This is a genomic window from Pedobacter sp. Leaf170 (genome assembly GCF_920984665.1).
Lineage (GTDB): Bacteria > Bacteroidota > Bacteroidia > Sphingobacteriales > Sphingobacteriaceae > Pedobacter.
The window spans coordinates 69,356-88,095 of the sequence record NZ_CAKLBP010000006.1; the positions used below are offsets into that span (position 1 = coordinate 69,356).

Annotated in this window: 16 protein-coding genes; 9 read left to right on the forward strand and 7 right to left on the reverse strand. The window is 35.7% G+C overall.

Translation table 11 applies throughout. The features are described from left to right. Nucleotides 1-2: 2 nt before the first annotated feature. The gene (locus LUA90_RS14545; RefSeq protein ID WP_231491370.1) at nucleotides 3-881 is read right to left on the reverse strand and encodes a DUF808 domain-containing protein; all 879 of its coding nucleotides are present in this window, start codon (nucleotides 879-881) and stop codon (nucleotides 3-5) included. A 226-nt stretch (nucleotides 882-1,107) separates the two neighbouring features. Between LUA90_RS14545 and LUA90_RS14550 the strand changes: the two genes are divergently transcribed. Then, a complete protein-coding gene (locus LUA90_RS14550) occupies nucleotides 1,108-1,392 on the forward strand; it encodes a hypothetical protein (RefSeq protein ID WP_231491372.1) in 285 nt (94 codons plus the stop codon). Nucleotides 1,393-1,629: 237 nt separating this feature from the next. On the opposite strand, the gene LUA90_RS14555 is transcribed toward LUA90_RS14550, so the two are convergent. From LUA90_RS14555 to LUA90_RS14575, 5 genes are all read right to left on the reverse strand, one after another. Next, on the reverse strand, nucleotides 1,630-4,032 hold the full coding sequence (locus tag LUA90_RS14555) for a TonB-dependent receptor (protein ID WP_231491374.1): 2,403 nt from the start codon (nucleotides 4,030-4,032) through the stop codon (nucleotides 1,630-1,632). A gap of 265 nt (nucleotides 4,033-4,297) precedes the next feature. Continuing rightward, nucleotides 4,298-4,663 (reverse strand): DUF2200 domain-containing protein, encoded by a 366-nt coding sequence (locus LUA90_RS14560; RefSeq protein ID WP_231491376.1) that lies wholly within the window; start codon nucleotides 4,661-4,663, stop codon nucleotides 4,298-4,300. A 101-nt stretch (nucleotides 4,664-4,764) separates the two neighbouring features. Continuing rightward, nucleotides 4,765-6,099, reverse strand: coding sequence for a paraquat-inducible protein A (locus tag LUA90_RS14565; protein ID WP_231463556.1), 1,335 nt, complete (start codon nucleotides 6,097-6,099; stop codon nucleotides 4,765-4,767). Between the two features lie 32 nt (nucleotides 6,100-6,131). Next, complete coding sequence (locus tag LUA90_RS14570) at nucleotides 6,132-7,457, reverse strand: paraquat-inducible protein A (RefSeq protein WP_231491378.1); 1,326 nt, start codon at nucleotides 7,455-7,457, stop codon at nucleotides 6,132-6,134. Nucleotides 7,458-7,581: 124 nt separating this feature from the next. After that, nucleotides 7,582-8,970, reverse strand: a complete 1,389-nt coding sequence (locus tag LUA90_RS14575; RefSeq protein WP_231491379.1) for a PAS domain-containing protein — start codon at nucleotides 8,968-8,970, stop codon at nucleotides 7,582-7,584. 226 nt (nucleotides 8,971-9,196) lie between these two features. Between LUA90_RS14575 and LUA90_RS14580 the strand changes: the two genes are divergently transcribed. The 8 genes from LUA90_RS14580 to LUA90_RS14615 all read left to right on the forward strand — a co-directional run bounded on the left by LUA90_RS14580 (nucleotide 9,197) and on the right by LUA90_RS14615 (nucleotide 17,842). After that, on the forward strand, nucleotides 9,197-11,134 hold the full coding sequence (locus LUA90_RS14580) for an LTA synthase family protein (protein WP_231491381.1): 1,938 nt from the start codon (nucleotides 9,197-9,199) through the stop codon (nucleotides 11,132-11,134). Nucleotides 11,135-11,293: 159 nt separating this feature from the next. After that, the gene (locus tag LUA90_RS14585) at nucleotides 11,294-12,190 is read left to right on the forward strand and encodes a winged helix-turn-helix domain-containing protein (RefSeq protein WP_231491382.1); all 897 of its coding nucleotides are present in this window, start codon (nucleotides 11,294-11,296) and stop codon (nucleotides 12,188-12,190) included. 434 nt (nucleotides 12,191-12,624) lie between these two features. Continuing rightward, nucleotides 12,625-13,209: a DUF4142 domain-containing protein gene (locus tag LUA90_RS14590; RefSeq protein WP_231491383.1), complete on the forward strand. Its 585-nt coding sequence runs from the start codon at nucleotides 12,625-12,627 to the stop codon at nucleotides 13,207-13,209. A gap of 208 nt (nucleotides 13,210-13,417) precedes the next feature. Then, nucleotides 13,418-14,023 (forward strand): ferritin-like domain-containing protein, encoded by a 606-nt coding sequence (locus tag LUA90_RS14595; protein WP_231491384.1) that lies wholly within the window; start codon nucleotides 13,418-13,420, stop codon nucleotides 14,021-14,023. 65 nt (nucleotides 14,024-14,088) lie between these two features. Then, on the forward strand, nucleotides 14,089-14,370 hold the full coding sequence (locus tag LUA90_RS14600) for a hypothetical protein (RefSeq protein WP_231491385.1): 282 nt from the start codon (nucleotides 14,089-14,091) through the stop codon (nucleotides 14,368-14,370). Between the two features lie 274 nt (nucleotides 14,371-14,644). Further along, nucleotides 14,645-17,095: a PAS domain-containing protein gene (locus LUA90_RS14605; RefSeq protein WP_231491386.1), complete on the forward strand. Its 2,451-nt coding sequence runs from the start codon at nucleotides 14,645-14,647 to the stop codon at nucleotides 17,093-17,095. A 302-nt stretch (nucleotides 17,096-17,397) separates the two neighbouring features. Further along, entirely contained in the window at nucleotides 17,398-17,601 is a 204-nt protein-coding gene (locus tag LUA90_RS14610; protein WP_231463537.1) for a hypothetical protein, read from the forward strand. Between the two features lie 31 nt (nucleotides 17,602-17,632). After that, entirely contained in the window at nucleotides 17,633-17,842 is a 210-nt protein-coding gene (locus tag LUA90_RS14615; protein ID WP_231491387.1) for a hypothetical protein, read from the forward strand. A gap of 52 nt (nucleotides 17,843-17,894) precedes the next feature. On the opposite strand, the gene LUA90_RS14620 is transcribed toward LUA90_RS14615, so the two are convergent. Then, nucleotides 17,895-18,560 (reverse strand): DUF4142 domain-containing protein, encoded by a 666-nt coding sequence (locus LUA90_RS14620; RefSeq protein WP_231491388.1) that lies wholly within the window; start codon nucleotides 18,558-18,560, stop codon nucleotides 17,895-17,897. Nucleotides 18,561-18,740: the final 180 nt, after the last annotated feature.

The following is an 18,740-nucleotide window of genomic DNA, read 5'->3' on the forward strand; positions in this document are numbered from 1 at the left end:
AATTACCTGCTATCTGATTTTTTAAAGGAAGCAAATATTTTCTTGATTCCTAAAGCAACAGGAACCATTAATAAACCAGCAATTAAACCTAAAGCCAACTCTTTAATAAAGGTTAGCATCGTTGGAAAAATATGATGAATGTAATCGATATTATGATTGAAAATACCACCGGCAACCAAAATTAACGCAATAGTGCCAATAACGCCCAAAGCTTTAATAATTAATGGAAGGGCTTTAACTAAAATATGTCCTAAACCCGATAAAAAACCTTTATCATTAGATTTTTTTATCAATTTAAAACCAGCATCATCCATTCTAACAATTAGTGCAACAATGCCGTAAACGCCTACTGTTGCTAAAATTGCTACCACAGAAACGGTTAAAATCTGCATGGTTAAACTTTTATCCAAAACAGTTCCCAAAGCAATAATTACTATCTCTACAGAAAGTATAAAATCTGTTGTAATTGCCGATTTTACCTTCGCTTTTTCGGCCTCATCATCACGTTCAAGCACTTTTTTTACAACCTTTTCAGTTGGTTTAGGCCGATGGAAAAGAAATTCTATAATTTTCTCTACGCCTTCATAAGCCAGGTATAAACCACCTAAAATTAAGATGTACTTTATCGCAATCGGAAAAAATACGTTGAGCAACAAGGCAATAGGTACAATAATAATTTTGTTAATAAGAGAGCCTTTGGTAATTGCCCACAATACAGGTATTTCTCTTGAAGATAAAAAACCCGTAGCCTTTTCGGCATTTACAGCCAAATCATCGCCTAAAATACCAGCTGTTTTTTTTGTTGCAATTTTGGCGGTAACCGCCACATCATCCATTAACGCTGCTATATCATCTAAAATTGCAAAAAAACCCGAAGCCATAAATTGTACCTTTTTATCTGCTGCAAATTATACATTCAAATTTAAATTAGAGGCATTTTTAATGGATTAATTTGCAGAATTAAAGCTTTTACAATACCTGATGGATAAATTATAATTATCTTTAGTCAGGCATCAATAATAAACCCTATGCATTTGAGGGAAATCAAACCCGGTAATTCTTTAAGCGCTTTTGTAAGGTATTATCGAATTATTGATTTTGAATTTGATGGAAAAATTATTATCCCTCCTAAAATTTACACGCCTAGGCCAGAACAATGCTTTAATGGAGCTTACTGCTGGCGACACCATTTTTCTGCCCCGAAACATACCGCACACCTGGATACAATTAAGCGATAAAGGTAAATTAGTATATTTTGTACAACCGGCTGGCAAAGCCGAAGCGTTTTTTCGTGCAATGAATAATTTAGACCATAAGCCATCAAAAGAAGAAGTGGATAAATTACATGAAGCCTGTGGAATGAAAGTTATCGGCCCAGGATTAAGCCTTTAACCAAAAATGATGCTATGTCACATGCAGGAGCTCATGAATGATTAAAATAAATTTGCTGTCTCGTTACTCCCTCGATTGCGGGAATTGTAAATCATATAAATTACGATGTGACTCGCCTTATGATGCCTGGTCAAGCGGAGTAATATGTACACTCAAAATAGTTAAATTTTAAAATAAAAGCCTTCAGAACAGTTATTCTGAAGGCTTTTAAAAATTTATAAAGAATTCTTTTTAAACTTAAAATTTATAAGAAAGCGTTGTTAAAAATTGACGAGGTGCAATCGGATTGACGCTGTAATTTTCGTGTACAAAATAGTTTAATTCGTTAGTGATGTTAGACATTTTTGCCAGCAAAGCGAATTTTTTCCAGGTGTAACCTGCTGAAAAATCAAGCGTTGTAAATGCTGATAAAGGAATTAACCTGATTGTAGCCGCATTTTTTGCATCATTCCAACCACCATTACGTTTACCTGTGTAAAATGCAGAAGCACCAAGCTTTAAACCTTTAACAGCTCCATCCTGAAAAGTGTAAAATAGTGTGGCGTTTGCTGTATTCTTGGTCGTTCCAACTAAACGAACATCCTCAATCATACCGGTAACATCGGCTGTGTTAGTGTAACGCATGTAGTTATAAGCGTAACCCATTAAAAAGTTCAAACCCTTTGCTAAATTTCCACTAATATCAGCTTCAAAACCATCACTTGTGGTTTCGCCATTTAGCTGTCTGAATAATGCACTTGTACTGCCATCGGGCATAATTGCCGCCTGAGAAATATTGCTGTTGATGATTTTATAATAGGTTAAATTTGCAGTTAATTTACCACCGAAAAAGTCGTTTTTTACACCAGCTTCGTACTGATCAACCATTGATGGAGGAAGTGCCTGGCTATTAACATCGATACCAGAATTTGGAATGAAGTTATTTGCGTAGCTAACATACATCGATGTTGTTTTTAAAGGCTGATAAATCAACCCGAATTTTGGAGAAAAAGCATCATCAAATTTTGTGGCACCGTTTGTAACTGCTCCGGTTTCTAAATTTAAAGCTCTAGAGCTTGAAGTTTTCTGGTCGGTATAACGAATGCCCGCCAGCACTTTAAACTGGCTTGTAACTTCAATTAAATCCTGTACAAATGCACCGTATCTGTAAATTGGAGCAAGTGTTTGCGTAATGGCGAAAGCCTCAGGCATTACTCCAGAACCATAGTAAGTGTTAGGGTCGAACAAATTTACATTACCATAATTGAAGGTTGTAATATTTGCACCTGCCGCAGTTTTTCCATAAGCAAAAGCATTACTGGTTACCCGGGATTGATCTGCATCTACACCAACCAATAAAGTATGTTTTAAACGGCCGGTTTTAAAATTACCATTTAAGTTAATTTGCTGGTTGTAAGTATATTCCTGACTAATTTGTCGGGCTAAATTTCTTGTTGCGACACCACTTGCATTGGCTTGAATACGCTCAGAACCATAATAATTACGGTTATAAGATTGAAAAGATCCTATTGCATTTAATTTCCAGTTCTCACTAAACTGATGGCTAACATTAGCCTGAGCGGTTGCTGTATTGGTTTTATTATATGCCCATGGCGTGTTAATAAATTTTTCGCGACCATAATCTACAATCACACTATTTACTGAGCCTACACCAAAATCGGGCGTATAATCGCTTTTTAAGTAATCACCCTGAACCAAGACTTCAGTTTTATCACTTATTTTGTAAAGTAATGATGGATTGATGTAAAAACGGTTTGATTTTACATAATCTCTAAAACTGCCGGCATTTTCATAGGTACCAATCGCTCTGAAAGCTAATTTTTTAGATATTGGCCCATAAAGATCTACGGTTGGTTTGTATTGGCTATAGCTACCAGTTCTCATTAAAACTTCGCCACCGTTTTCAAATTTAGGTTTTTTGGTAACCATGTTAACAACCGCACCGCCAGTAACACCGCCGTAAAGTAAAGCAGCACTACCTTTTAAGACCTCAACAGATTCTAAAGTACTCGCCTCCGGGCTACCACCTATTGCAGTACGTGCGGCGTTTTTGAAAATGTTGTTCGAACCAAGGCTATATCCTCTTGAATAAAAGTTCTCGCCTACTCCACCTCTGTTCGCACCAAGTGCTACACCATTAACGTTTTTCATCACATCTCCAAGGCTGTTTGCCTGCTGATCTGCAATTACCTGAGTGCCGATAATCTGTACTGCCTGAGGTAAATCTCGTGGTGCTATTGCAATTTTACCCAAGTTAACTGGTTTTGTATTTGGAGTTCTGTAACCGGTAATGGCTACTTCATCTAACTGTGAGGAAGATTCTGCAATAGAGAATGAGAGACTTAATATTTCTCCATCTTTTACGGCGATTTCTTTTTCCTGAGATGATACACCAATGGCAGATAACTTTAAAGTATAATTTCCTGCTGTAACGTTCTTTAATTCAAAGTTTCCCTTTTCATCACTTTGTGTGGTTTTATTGGTGTTTTTTAAACCAACGCTAACGTAAGCTGCAGGATTTCCGTCGCTGGTTTTAATTTTTCCCGAAATGGAACCATACCTGGATTGCGCAAAAACGCTATTGGAAAGGACAATAAATAATATAACGAGTTTAAAAATAGGGGTAATTTTTCTATCCATCTTATTTAGATTAATTCTTATTTAGCGCAAAAAAAGAAAATATAAACGAGATAAAAAAATTATTTTTAATTATTCTAAATAAAAACAGTGATTTTTAATAAGATAAATTTGAGTAGGGATATAGGCTTAAACAAGCAAAATAGATTTAAATAAAAAATTCAGGCATTGGCCTGAATTAATTTCATTTATGAAGATTTTTTCTCTTCAAATAATTTATAAATGTAAATGGTTTGGTCGCTTTGCAAAAGGGCTGCTTACCTGTAAATCAAGCCTTTCTTAAAATCTTTTCCATCTTCTTACCTTTTGCCAACTCATCAATCAGCTTATCTAAATATCTGGTTTTTTTGGTCAGTAGGTTTTCAATTTCTTCGATTCTGTATCCACAAATAACACCGGTAATTAATGCTGCATTTGTATTTAATTGGGCTTGGGCAAAAAAATCTTCAAAAGTAACCTTGGCATCAATAAGCTCAATAATTTTCCGGGTATCAAATCCGGTTAGCCATTCTATAACTTCATGAAGCTCTTCCTTAGTTCTGCCCTTGCTCTCTACCTTTTTAACATAATGCGGATACACCGATGCGAAAGTCATTTTTGCGATACGTAAATCATGTTCTGCCGTAGTTTTCATCTGATTATATCTTAAGTTTATGGATAAATATGCGACTGTCCGAATGGCCAACTTTAAATCATCCAATAATTAAAATTATAAATAAATATTCTATAAAAGCCTTAACATGGTCCGTTCTGCTCATCAATTTTTTTAAGCAATAAGGAAAGTACTTTTGCAAAGGCCACATAGGCTACAAAAATAAAGAAACCCATCTGCAAGGCCGAGTTATTGGCTGTAACCGTTTTAAGCGTTTCATTTTCAATATTTAGCCCAGATAATTGACTCTTTAAAATTCCGTTTAAACCGATGTAAGTCATTGCGATACCCACAACCATAACATCTGCCATATCCCATTTACCTAAATCAAAAGCCAGAAACCTAAGCACTTTAGGGTTATTAAAAAGATGATTGCATGAAATGTGTATGCCTCTGGCAATAAGTCGGAGTAAAGGCAAAACAACTACAAAAATTAAAAGTAAAACACCTACTAAAACGGCGTCGGGCTTAGGTTGCTCTACCAAAGTGCTAATAATGCCTAAAATACTTTTACTCTGGAAAAATAAAACCTGATTGTTAAAGGCAATTTTATCGCCCATCAATGCGAATGTTAAGGTATCAATGCGGGCATCAACTTCTATAATAGGAGAAATTACGCCAACCGTTAGCAAAACCACAGCAAACAAAAGCGACATTATAAACAGCGAAACATGCAATTTCTGGCTTTTTCTCAATATTAACCACAACAGCAATACAATAGCCACACAAACCATCATTATTAAAGCAAATTGATTACTCAGTTTTTTAATACCAGCAAGTTTTGTCTTAACTACGTTATCAAATTCGGTTGAATTTTTAACTTTATACTTGTCGAAAATTGTATGTTCTACGGTGGTAATGGTTGTATCAGAATTATCGTAAGTCTGTTCTTCAAGTTCATTAACTTTGCTAACGGCAATACCTTTAATTTTCTTTAACGTAGCCGGACTCGTAATTTTCAAAACAATTGTACGTGCAAAAGAAGGCACCTGTGCATGCAATTCATCAACTTCTACAAAACTATCAAACGCAAACTTTTTAAGTTTTGCCCCCAAACCCTTTTTTGGTTTGGTAAAATCTGCAACGGCTTTGTTTATCAGTCCATGCAACTCCTTCTCTACTTCCTGTTGCATTTCGGCTTTTTGGTTTTTGGTTAGCTTAAAACCTTTAACCCGCCTGTCTACCACAACAGAAATTTTTTCGCCCCATCTATCTACAGAAAAAATACCAAAGGTGATGTTGTTCGATAAGCTGTAATCTTCTTTAATTTGCTTTTGCTCAATAGAAAGCTGATAGAACCGATAGCCTGAAAAAACAGCAACAAGCAACAGCAGAGATAAACCAATAATCAGCGCAGCTGAGGTCCAGATGCTCTTTTTCTGCTGAATATTTTGAGATGAATTAGTATTCGTTGCCATATAATTATTTAATAACGCTTAGCATAAATGGGTTAGTGAGCATCATGCGGTGTAATAAATTTTAATATTGTAGAAAGGATTAAACCATAAAGCACAAAACTTATAAAAATGATGTAACCCGGCTGTAAAGCAGTGTTATTTGTGGTTAAAATCGTTAACGAATCATTCTTAATATTTAAGGCTTGCAGCTGTCCTTCCAGCAAACCATTTAAGCCAATGTATGCCATCAAAATTGCGATAACGATAACATCAGCCATGCTCCATTTGCCAGATTGAAAAGCAAAATATTTTACCACTCTGTTTTCAGCTAGTTTTTTTCTACCTAAGAGATGGACGCCCGTAGAACTTAATTTCACCACTGGAAACAGAATACTGAAAACCAATATTAACACGCCAACCAAAACAGAATCTATACCAGATTGACTGATTAATACTTTTACCACATCCATAATGCTCTTACTTTGGAAAAACAAAACCTGATCCTTAAACATTACATGTTCGCCAAGCAGCACAAAATCGAGCGAACGGATTCTGGCATCAACCTCAATCATAGATGCCGTTAAACCTACTGCGAGTAATATAAACGCAAATAGTAACGACATAATGAATAGCATTACATGCAAATCTCTGCGCTTACGCAAACCCCACCAAAGCAGCACTACAAAGGTTACGCAACCGAGCATGATAAAAGAGTAACTGTAAGTTTTTGTACGGATGCTGGCTAAAGATTCATTTAGTTTTTGATTTAGTGCATCGGTAGATGAAACATGGTATTTAGCATAAAGCGTTTTAACGGCCTTATCATTGGCAACATAAGCGCTATCAGAGCTTTCTTCCTCTGCGAGATTGTTAAATTCGCCGATAGCCATTTTACTCAGCTGTTTCTTGTTCTTCGGATTATCTACTTCAGCAATAATATTTCTTGCAAAACCAGGTACCTGGGCTTTAATACTATCTGAGTTTACAAAGTTTTTAATCGCAAATTTCTGGATTTTACCACTGATGGTTTTTTTCGGCTTGTTAACCAAAGCCTCAGCCTTATCAATCAGTGCAACCAGTACCTTCTCAATTTCGCCTTGCAAAACCTTTTTCTGTGTTTTGGTCATTTTAAGGTTGCGCACTTGCTTATGCACTATCCTGGCAACATTGTTTTTCCATTGTTGCACTGAAAATAAACCATAGGTGATGTTATTAATGCCCGAAAAGTCTTCTTTAATTTGCTCTTGCTGCTCAGAAAGTTGATGCAGTTTGTAGCCGAAATATCCCTCTACGCCAAGCAGAATAGCCAGTACAAAAATGAGAAGAAGTTTAGGTTTTAAAGATTTTTGCGCTTTCGTATCTTTTGTTTGTGTTTCCAAGCCGTTCAGTTTAAGGTTGCTACCAAACCGGTTTGCTTAAAAAGCTTTTAATTGGTTAGGTATTGGCAATTACAACCATCAACCCTAAAAAAGGTTTTAATAAAAATATCAATTTTATAAAAAACTAATTTTCAGCTTCTTGCGGATTATCAATTATCTTATTTAAGCCAATAATGTGGGTTGCTTTTCCATTTTCATCATAAACAGGTTTACCAAAACCTCGTATCCAATGTGTGCTTCCGTCCTTCCACTTCACCTCGTATTCTGCGCTGTATATACTATTATTATCCAAAGCGTATTTAACGGCATCTTTAATCCGCTGTTTATACTTTGGTAAAATGGTGTTGAGCAGATCGGGATAGTTAAAATCTTCGTCCGCTTTGTAGCCATAATTATTTTTTAGCTGATCGTTAGAAGTCATGTTGCCCGTAGCAAAATGCACCACTGTATAACCCATTCCGGTTGCCTCAATCGCATTCATCAGCACTGTGTTTGCCTCCTGAATCAACAATTTAGAAACAGTTTCTTCACTAACATCGGCAATAATGAACATGATGTTATCTGGTTCATCGCCCATTCTGGCAACAGGTTGCAGAGATAAATTGGCGTAAAGCGTTTTCTGATTTCCATCAATCAAAACCCGTAGTTTTACAGCAACAGCATGGTAAGGTTTTCGGCTAAGAAATACCTCATCCAACAAACCAACAAAGTCATTCCCATTTGCGTCGATAATAACATCGTTCAGCGCTTTACCAATTAACACACCTTCATCTACACCGAATAATTGATGCAAGGCATTATTGCCTTGCCAAATTTGTTTATCAGCTCCAGAACAAATTCCGATAGGAATTGGTGCAGATTTAAATAGCCGTTCATAACTATCTAAAACACTTTCCAATAAATTGTTGGCTTCTAAAACTTGCTCATGATAGGCCAATAACTCCGAATTATGCTCAAAAATTTGTGGATTGACCGGTGTTATAGTTTGCTTTTGTTTTGGTATGCCCGCAACATTTAAATTTTGCAATCTTAATTCTACCCTATCCATCACAATTTTACCAAAGCTTTTTAAAATATCTTTTTGGCGGGCATCAAGTTGTCTTGGTTGGTAATCCATTAAACAAAATGTGCCTATAGTAAAGCCGTTAATTGTGGTTATTGGAGCAGAAGCATAGAATCTAATTTTTTCCGTACCATCTGGCGATGCTTGTTTATCTGCCCAAAAATCTTCAGTAACGGTAACATCAGTTATGTTTACAGCACGATTAAAAGGGATACTAGTACTAAGTTCAGCATTGATATTATCTAAACCAAAAGTAGATTTGTAATGTAAAGTATCTTTAGTGATAAAGCATATCGCGGCTATCGGAACATTAAAAACATCAGCAGCTAATTTTGTAAGTTCATCAAATGCCGGTTCAGGCGGTGTTCCTGTAATTTTGAAGTGTTCCAAAGCAACAATTCTGGCCATTTCAGACGCATCGGAAATACCATTTTGCTCATTATTAATCATGCTTTCATTAGGGATAGTAATTTGTACAGCTGTTTAACACCAAATAGCTCTACTTGTTTCACTACAGCAGAATATAGCATTAAACTGTAGATCCAATTTAATAAATTTTGCAACACAAATTTAATTATCTGCAAATATATCTACCGCAAAACGCCTTTCAGCCGTATATCTATCTTCAGAATTGCTTCAGAATTAAATTTTATTTTTGGCGCTGACCAAATAAAACATGCAAAAATTGGAGAACAGTAAATTTAATAAAACAATCGGTGCTAGGTTTTCGCCAATTTTAATAGCAATAGCTATGCTTTGTAGCATCTCCTTATTAACAAGATTGGCTTTGAGCATCGCATCTTTCCGTAAAGTAGATTGGTCTGTAATTAATATCATCAAAATTTTCGCAATTGGCTTGTTCTATGATTTAGCCGCTGCATCCTTCGCAATTATCCCGCTGGTAATTTATTTGTGGTTAGTTCCAACTCGGTTTTACAGAAGCAAGACGAATAAAATACTACTTTTCATCTATTTCTTTATCGTAATCATTACCCTGATATTTAATGCCGTTTCTGAATGGTTTTTTTGGGATGAATTTTCTGTTAGATATAATTTTATCGCTGTAGATTATTTGGTTTACACCACCGAAGTGATAGGAAACATTCGCCAGTCTTATCCAATAAACACCATTATTTTAGTAATGGTTGCGATAACTGCAGGTCTGTTATTTTTGCTTAGGAAGCTGATTTGGCCCACACAATTTGCAGATACACATTTTAAAAAGCGCAGCCTGTATGCATTGCTGCTTTTACTAATTCCATTAACAGTATATTTTGGCGTTAGCCATAAGTGGAAATTCTTTAGCAACAACCAATATACCAACGAACTAAGTGGAAACGGAATGTACGATTTTGGTTTTGCCTTCTGGAATAATCAACTCGATTACAATACTTTTTACAAAACCTTACCAATTTTACAGGTAGAAAATATAATTAGAAACATATTTAAAGATACAACTGGCAAAGGATTAGCAACTGATAGATATACATCCAAAATGATTCTGCATACTCAAGCAGAAAAAAGAATGAATGTGGTGTTGATAAGTGTAGAAAGTTTAAGCGCAGATTTTTTAGAATCATTTGGTAATCAGCAACACATAACACCTGAATTAGATTCTCTTGCAAAGAAAGGCTTGTTATTCACCAACCTTTACGCATCCGGAACTCGTACAGTAAGGGGCTTAGAAGCCCTATCGCTTTGCATACCGCCTACACCCGGACAATCAATTGTAAAGCGACCTGATAATAAAAACCTATTCACTTTAGGGAGCGTTTTTCGCTCAAAAGGATACTCTAGCAGATTTATATATGGAGGCTACGGATACTTTGATAATATGACAGAATTTTTCTCTAACAATGGCTACACCGTAACCGATAGAAGTGCATTAAAGGATGCAGAAATTCATTATTCTAATATTTGGGGCGTAGCTGATGAAGATTTATTTACCCTTTCTATGCAAGAATTGGATAAAGATTACCAGAATAAAAAGCCATTCTTCGCTCAAATCATGACAGTTTCCAATCATCGGCCTTACACTTATCCCGAAGGTAGAATTGATATTCCTTCAAAAACGAGCCGCGAAGGGGCTGTTAAATACACCGATTACGCCATTGGTAAATTTTTAAAAGAAGCCCGTAAAAAGCTATGGTTCTCGAATACGCTGTTTGTTGTTGTGGCAGATCACTGCGCATCAAGCGCAGGAAAAGTAGAACTCCCGGTAGATAGATATCACATACCAATGATTTTTTATTCGCCAGGCCATATTGTTCCTTCAAAATTTGAAAAACTAACAGCACAATTAGACATCGGACCAACGATATTATCGTACCTGAATATGGGTTATAAAAGTAAGTTTTTCGGCCATGATGTTTTTACAATGCAAGATAGTGCACAAAGAGCATTTATAAGTACCTATCAAAGTTTGGGCTACATCAGAAACAATAAATTAGTGATTTTAAACCCAAACAAAAAGGTATGCACTTATAAACCCGATTTTAAAACCGGCAATTCGGTTAAAGTAGCCAACGATAATAAATTAACCAACGAGGCAATTTCATATTACCAGCTTGCTTCCTACCTATACCAAAAGAAACTGTACCAGCAAATACAATAAGCTTTTGATTGGATAAACATATAGCCAATCAACTCATTTAGAAACACATTTTTTTGTACCTTTATGCAAATAATCCGGATTATCTACTGCATTTATGAAAAATTAAATTTTCGTATTTACTAAAGGATTATGTAAAGCGTTTGTGAATAAATTTGTGCAATGATGTTTGACAGCAAAAATCTCCTTTTCGGAACCGGAAAGTACCTTTTGGGATTTACAGCCATTTTATTTATCACAGCCATCTGTTTAGCGTTTAGCGTAAATTATAATGATGATTTCGCTAACTCGAGAAGAGAGGTTTTAATGCGTAGAATTGGACATGAATTGCTTCTTCAAAACGGAGATAAAGTGTCTCGTGTAATGCCTGTAAATAAAATTGCCGAAAACGAATATCAAATCGATTTTGAAAATAAGCTAACTTTTCAGGCAGACTCTTTAGTTAAAACTACTCAAAGAATATTAGCTAAAGACCCTTTGGTATCAGAATATGTGGTGAATGTTTTAAACCCTGCAAACGCCAGTATTGCTTATAGTTTTGCGATTTCAAATACCAAAAAAGATGATATTGTAGCCTGCATCGGCAGGAAACAGCCAACAGCGAATTATACAATAAATATTAAATTTAAACCTAAAGGCTTACAAATAGAAAAGAACCGATATTTATTAGGTAGCCTGCCCTTCCTGGCATTTATTGGCTTCATCTTTTTCCAATCGGCTAAACCAAAAAAAACCTTAACTGCTGCCGCTCAGGATGCAAACTTAATTAGCCTGGGCAACGTTTTATTCGATGCAAAAAACCGAAAGCTTACCTTAAATGAAAACACTATAGACTTAACAGCAACTGAAACCCGGGTATTGCTGATATTTGCTATGGCACCAAACGAAATTATTGAAAGAAGCAGGCTGCAAAAAGAAATCTGGGAAGATGAAGGCGTAATTGTTGGTCGCAGTTTGGATATGTTCATATCAAAACTTAGAAAAAAACTGGAAATTGCCCCAAACATTAATATCGTGGTAATACGAAGTAAGGGCTATAAATTGGAGATAAACGCTTAGCATTCACTTGAAAGGCATCTTGTCGAACTTGTACTAAGCGCTTACAGACTTTCTTTAAATCCCTTTCAGCATACAAATTTCTAAATCAAAAAACCTATTCGATCTGCAAATCTATCTTAAAAGAAATGCAGAGATACATCCATATCCCTGCATTTTGAACTAATTAAAGGTTAATAATGATAGAAATATAACCTATACAATAATACATTAAAATAAAATTAAAGTTTAAATTATTCTTAAAAGCTATCTTCACATCTATCTAAACAAGCCAAAAAATTGTGTTTGCTTACCCTTTAAGCTCAAAAGAAATAGGGTATTTTTTTTATGATGATGACCAATCCTGCTAACTGAAATGCATTTTTTTAGGCATTTAATTTTTTAAAACATTTCTGTATTCTAATGGTTGTAATAGGCAACAACAAAAAAATTATACTATGAAAAAATTAATCTATGCAATGGCTATCCCTGTCATTGCTTTCAGCATGCAGGCTTGCAGCGGAAACAAAGATGCCAAAGAAACAGCAGATAGTTTAAACATGGCAAAAGACACCACAACTAATGTAGCAGAAACCGGTGGCATTGCTGTAGCAGAAGAAGATTCTAAATTTGCAACAACAGCAGCGGCTGGTGGAATGGCTGAGGTTGAAATGGGCAAAATGGCATTGGAAAAAAGCACAAATGCCCAGGTAAAAGAATTTGCTACAATGATGGTTGAAGACCACGGAAAAGCAAATACCGAATTAATGTCGATTGCAGGTATGAAAAACATTACATTACCTACAACTGTTGATGAAGATCATCAGAAAAAAATGGACGATTTAAGCAAGAAAACAGGTGCTGATTTCGATAAAGCTTACGCTAGCGCAATGGTAGACGGACATAAATCTACACTTGATTTAATGGAAGATGAAGCAAAAGATGGTAAAGATGCTGATTTAAAAGCATTCGCATCTAAAACTGCTCCTATCGTTAAAGCGCATTTAGATAAAATCGAAATGATTAAAAAATCTTTAAAATAGATTAAATTCGATTTCATAAATTTTAAAACCCGGCCCCAGGCCGGGTTTTTTGTTTTAGCACTAGCTATCTGAATAATCTACGTTCACAACGTTGAGATAAATACAATTCATATCCTTAGTATTAATTCTATAAAACGGGTACTAATACACCAAACCTTTAGCGGCTTGCAATGGTTTTTTTAATACAATCACCCTAAAAAACATAAACATGGCAACAACTAAAAAAGCTGCAACAGCATCAAAAAGTACAGCAGCAAATACCACAAAAAAAACGACCACAAAAGCTCAGAACCAATCGGCTACAAAAAATGCAAAAATGGAAGACAATGAATTTCATGAATTCTTTGTCGACGAATTAAAAGACATCTATTGGGCAGAAAAACATTTGGTTAAAGCTTTACCGAAAATGAAAAAAGCAGCAACCAGTCCTGAATTAGCTGCAGCTTTTGATAAACATACTGCAGAAACACAACAGCACATTGAAACATTAGAGCAGGTTTTTGAATTGTTGGATGAAAAAGCAGCCGCAAAGAAATGCGATGCTATGGCCGGCCTGTTAGAAGAAGCAGAAGGAATTATAGCTGATACCGAGCAAGGTACAATGATACGTGATGCGGGATTAATTTTGGCTGCGCAAAAGGTAGAACATTATGAAATTGCAACTTACGGAACGCTAAGAGTTTTTGCTCATAATATGAACCGCCAGGATGTGGCAGATTTGTTAAGCCAGACTTTGGAAAACGAAAAGGCTACAGACGTTGCTTTAACAGAGATTGCAGAAGGTGCTATTAATGCCGCAGCAGCTGATGAATAATCTATGCATTAAATAAAAACGAACGCATTATTACAAGCTACACATCTATCAATAAAATTAAAATTATGGAAAATAATACCGAAAACCAACACGAAGAGGAAATCATCAATCCGGAGCAGTTTCAGGTTGGCCGTGCGCCACAAGATGAAAAAGAAGATTTGGAAAGTGACGAACCATTAACCGACGACACTGAATATACTGAAGAAGAAACAGAATATGCGGATGGCAAAGGAACACTTTTGGATAATACACTTGGCGAGGATCAGGAACTGGATAATGAAGAAAGTTCGGATGATACATTTGAAGATCAGGATTTTGGAAATGATGAAGGCAAACAGTCCGAATAGAAGATAATAAACAATAATTAAGATTGTAAAAAGCTCCCTGATAGGAGCTTTTTGCATTTGTAGTAATCATAAATACCGCTAACCACGCAAACGATACTTTCCATTTTTGTATTTATACTTGAACTTAAGCTAAAAAATACGCCAAATATCAAACACCTGATTTTTTATCACCGCATTATTTAATTTCGGCGAATTATTCATATTTAGAATAAATTTGTAATTTAATAAAAGCTAAAAATCATCTCCCTAATTAGCTCAAGCTGAAAATTTTAAAATGTATTGCCCAGAGGATATTTTAAATTCGCTGCCTTTAAACTATTATTACATTAGCTTTAAGGCAAAAATCATCTGTACAAACCAGTCGGGCATTGCAGTAGGCGAGCATATAAACCAAATATTCGATGCTTCTGCCAGTAAATGGATAATAAATCAATTAAAATCCCTTTCTAATAAAGTACAAAAAGCTGACGAAAATAATATTCAGCGTTACAGTGCTCCATACCTCATCCTTACCATAAAACCTTATGCACAGGGTGCATTGATTTGCAGGATTAATGAAGAATTAACAACCAATAAGGATAAATTCAACCATCAGGAAACCGAACGGCTCCACAAAAATCAAAGATTTATATACGCTGCATTAGATGCCCTTAACGATTACGTTTATGCATTTGACCGGAATAAAAGATTTATCTACGTTAACGAATCGATGAAGGTATTGTATGGTGCTGATTTGAACCCGATAGGGAAAACCCTGGAAGAATTAGATTATCCGGCAAACCTAGCCCATAAATTAAATAATGAGATAGAATCCATCTTTCAAACCGGTGTAGCGGTTAAAGATGAAGTTCATTTTGTTAGCCGCACAGGTTTCGCGGCTTATTTTGATTACATCTATGCGCCGGTTTTTGATGAAAAAGGTACTGTAGATTATGTAATTGGTTTATCCAGAGATAGCACCAGGCGAAAAACTCTGGAGCAAATGTTATCAGAAAACGAAAAAAGACTTTCTGCAATCTTTAAAATTCTACCGGTCGGTCTTGCAGTTATGGATAAGCATGGCAACGTTTCATTACATAACGAACATTGGAAAAAAATGGCTTCAGCCATCCCAAATTTACTACAAAACCCGGAGGCCTTTACGTTTCAAAATGATGAACATGCGCAAGATGCTTTTGAAGGGGAAGCGTCATATCTTGATAAAAATAATGCACAGCAGTGGATAAAATATTATCGCACTCAACTGTCAGATTCGGATGGCAAGCCAAATGAACAGGTTATGGTGGTACAGGATATCAGTCAGCTCAAAAATACCTTGAATGCTACCTTCGATAGTGTTAGTGAAATGATTCAGGTGTTCAGAGCAGTAAGAAACAAGGAAGGTAATATCATAGATTTTGAATGGATTTTAAATAATCAAAGCTCAGAAAAAATTTATGGCGATGTTATTGGCAAATCCTTGCTTCAAAATAACCCTAATGTTATTCAAACCGGCATTTTTCAAAATTTTATTAAGGTTATAGAAACAGGTGAGGCTTTGCAATACGATGTAAAATATACCGGAGAACAATTCAATGGTTGGTTTCATCAGTCGGTTGTTAAACTCGGCGATGGTGTAGCCACATCAACAACAGATATTACGGAAAGAAAAAAACAACAGGAGCAACTGGAAAGTAGCCACAAATTATTAACGCAATCAGAATCTACCGCACAAACAGGTGGCTGGGAATTTGACGTTCAAAATGATTTATTTGTGTGCTCACCAGGGTTTTACGCTTTATTTGATGTAACACCAGACACTAAATTAGCACTTGATTTTTTTGTAGAAAAATCGACAAAAAGTTGTAGAAAAAAAGCTGCCGAATTTTTGAAGAATTTAATAACTAACCAGCAAGCGCAGGAAATATCGCTTGTTTTTAATATCAATGGAGAAAGAAGAAGGCATTTAATAAAAACAATTATCGAGAAAAGTACGGATGCTAATGCAAAAACGCTATCCAAAATTTTAGGGGTAAATATGGATATATCCAAAATGCATGCCCTCGAACAAAAGAATAAACAACTAACTAAGGCCAGTTACAACCTTAAAGAAAAGCAACGGCTAGAGCGTATAACGCATACCTTAAACATACAGGAAGAAGAGCGGGCCCGATTAGCCGAAAACCTGCACCATAGTTTTTCACAATCCCTTTTTGCCATACTATTAAAATTGGATGAACTTAAAAACCCAGACGATTTAAACAGCTTAGCCGATTTTGAACAAATTCGCAGTCAGGCGCAAAATATGTTAAAAGAAACGATTAGCGAAAGCCGTCGGATTTCGCATTTATTAAGCCCGGCCATATTGCAGGAGCATGGTTTAAAAATAGCCCTGGAAGATATGAGTCAAAATTTAACTGGTAAGATATCTGTTGAAACAAATATTGCAGAAATACCTGCAGATACTAAACTCCTACACCAGACTTTTATTTACAGAACGGCGCAGGAATTAATTACAAATGCCATTAAACATGCTAACCCGGGTTTTATTAACCTTAGCCTATCGCAAGAAAAAAGGATAATATTGATTAAAGTAACTAACGATGGAACGCCATTCAGGCATGAGTCCAGACAAATAGGTTTAGGTTTATCGTCTATCCGGGCTAATCTTAAATTATTAGGTGGCAATTTTAATGTCACTACAAAAACAAACAAAACTGTAATTACCATCACCTTACCGGTATAATAAATCGATAAAGAAATTCTATTTTAAATTTAATATTGAATAGGATTTTTGACTAATATATTCCCCTTGCCAGAAAAGGCTGCAACCCTCGCAGCTTTACCTTAAAACCAACTTCATTTTACGCTGAAATTTTACCATCGCCAACAACCCAGATGGCGCTCTGCCAGTCCATGTCAATTTTTTCTGATAGAGCTTAGAAATCTAAATTTCTTAAAATTTTATAAAACAATCTCAAAGAGACAATGTTCTACTATCAAAATTTATACTAATTGCATAATTAATAATACAGAAAATAAACATAAATGATGATGACAGGTAAGGTACTCACATATAATAAAGTGACAGGGGTTGGCGTATTATTAGACACCAAAAATCAAACGATTCGCTTTCATGCCGATGATTCAAAAAAAATCCCTAACCGTGGTTCTATCGTATCTTTTGAAATGACGCTTAGAGAAAGGCACGAAGTTGCCATAAACTTGAAAATGATTGAAAGCGTGATATAATCAGTAAAAGGTGTTAGATTTGATGGGAAAAATGAATAAATTAATAATACTGCTAGTCTTAGTCAGTATCTTAACTTCATCTTGTAAAAAGAAGATTTGTGGCGTAATACAGGTTATCAGTACTGAAACCTCTCCCGCCACTGGCGAGCCGCTATACAAATTTTACCTGCAAAGCGGAGAGGTTATTCCTTCAAAATCACGTGGAGGTTACCAGGTTGGGCAAGCTTATTGCAACGATTAATATATCGGTTCTGTAGTTCGAGCCGATATATTACATCACCCGAAAATTTATTTTAGTTTAACTTTTCCATTTTTCTCAATTGAGCATTTATAGCACTCAGCTGTTTCTTAGAAAAACTTTTTATCATCTTATCAGATGATGCAGCACCATCACTCAAAAGCGCCGATAGTTTTTGCTGAACTGATACAGCAGAGGCTAAATAAGCCTTATTAAAATCAGCAGCACTTAATGCCTTAAGTCGGTTTACCTCTTCAGTTACGCTCGCCTCATTAACGCCATTCATACGGCCAAGCTTTTTATCTCCTTCAGCTTCGCTGGTAGCTTTTTGTGTTCTGGTGGTATCCCGTAAATTTTCAGGTGCCGAGTCTACCCTACCATCAGGTCTTTGCCCTCCATCCGGTAAACTCATCGGTAAATCAACTTTCTTATCCTTCGCCAATAACCTTATGGCTTCATTAAATTGAATGTGCCTGTCTACAAGTTCAGCACTCTGTTTTTTTAACAACGCATCACTCGATTTATCTGCTGCCAATTTTGCACTCAGCATCGCCTGGTTACTATATAAATAAAGCTGACCCAGCAATTGTGCTGTAGTAATACTTTCTTGTTTAGCAGGGTTATTAATGCGGGCAGACATGGTAGATGCACTGGCAAAAACAGCCGTCAACATTAAAAATAAAAAACCGGCGATATAGAATAAATTGAAATACTTTTTCATAGCAGAAAATTTTGAAGCCAAACACATAATCTACTATTAAAACCCTATCCGGCTGATAAAGTTTCAATGATTTTTCTTTCATAAATAAATCCCAGTATCATGTTTTAAATAATACGTTAAACAACGTATTAATAACATTTCTACGCTGTTTATTACTCAAATTAGCCCATATAGTAGATC

Bases quoted from the DNA above. Each gene is read 5' to 3' on its own strand.
- LUA90_RS14545 (WP_231491370.1), bottom strand. From the start codon at position 881: ATGGCTTCGGGTTTTTTTGCAATTTTAGATGATATAGCAGCGTTAATG.
- LUA90_RS14550 (WP_231491372.1), top strand. From the start codon at position 1,108: ATGGAAAAATTATTATCCCTCCTAAAATTTACACGCCTAGGCCAGAAC.
- LUA90_RS14555 (WP_231491374.1), bottom strand. From the start codon at position 4,032: ATGGATAGAAAAATTACCCCTATTTTTAAACTCGTTATATTATTTATT.
- LUA90_RS14560 (WP_231491376.1), bottom strand. From the start codon at position 4,663: ATGAAAACTACGGCAGAACATGATTTACGTATCGCAAAAATGACTTTC.
- LUA90_RS14565 (WP_231463556.1), bottom strand. From the start codon at position 6,099: ATGGCAACGAATACTAATTCATCTCAAAATATTCAGCAGAAAAAGAGC.
- LUA90_RS14575 (WP_231491379.1), bottom strand. From the start codon at position 8,970: ATGATTAATAATGAGCAAAATGGTATTTCCGATGCGTCTGAAATGGCC.
- LUA90_RS14580 (WP_231491381.1), top strand. From the start codon at position 9,197: ATGCAAAAATTGGAGAACAGTAAATTTAATAAAACAATCGGTGCTAGG.
- LUA90_RS14585 (WP_231491382.1), top strand. From the start codon at position 11,294: ATGATGTTTGACAGCAAAAATCTCCTTTTCGGAACCGGAAAGTACCTT.
- LUA90_RS14590 (WP_231491383.1), top strand. From the start codon at position 12,625: ATGAAAAAATTAATCTATGCAATGGCTATCCCTGTCATTGCTTTCAGC.
- LUA90_RS14595 (WP_231491384.1), top strand. From the start codon at position 13,418: ATGGCAACAACTAAAAAAGCTGCAACAGCATCAAAAAGTACAGCAGCA.
- LUA90_RS14600 (WP_231491385.1), top strand. From the start codon at position 14,089: ATGGAAAATAATACCGAAAACCAACACGAAGAGGAAATCATCAATCCG.
- LUA90_RS14605 (WP_231491386.1), top strand. From the start codon at position 14,645: ATGTATTGCCCAGAGGATATTTTAAATTCGCTGCCTTTAAACTATTAT.
- LUA90_RS14610 (WP_231463537.1), top strand. From the start codon at position 17,398: ATGATGATGACAGGTAAGGTACTCACATATAATAAAGTGACAGGGGTT.
- LUA90_RS14615 (WP_231491387.1), top strand. From the start codon at position 17,633: ATGAATAAATTAATAATACTGCTAGTCTTAGTCAGTATCTTAACTTCA.
- LUA90_RS14620 (WP_231491388.1), bottom strand. From the start codon at position 18,560: ATGAAAAAGTATTTCAATTTATTCTATATCGCCGGTTTTTTATTTTTA.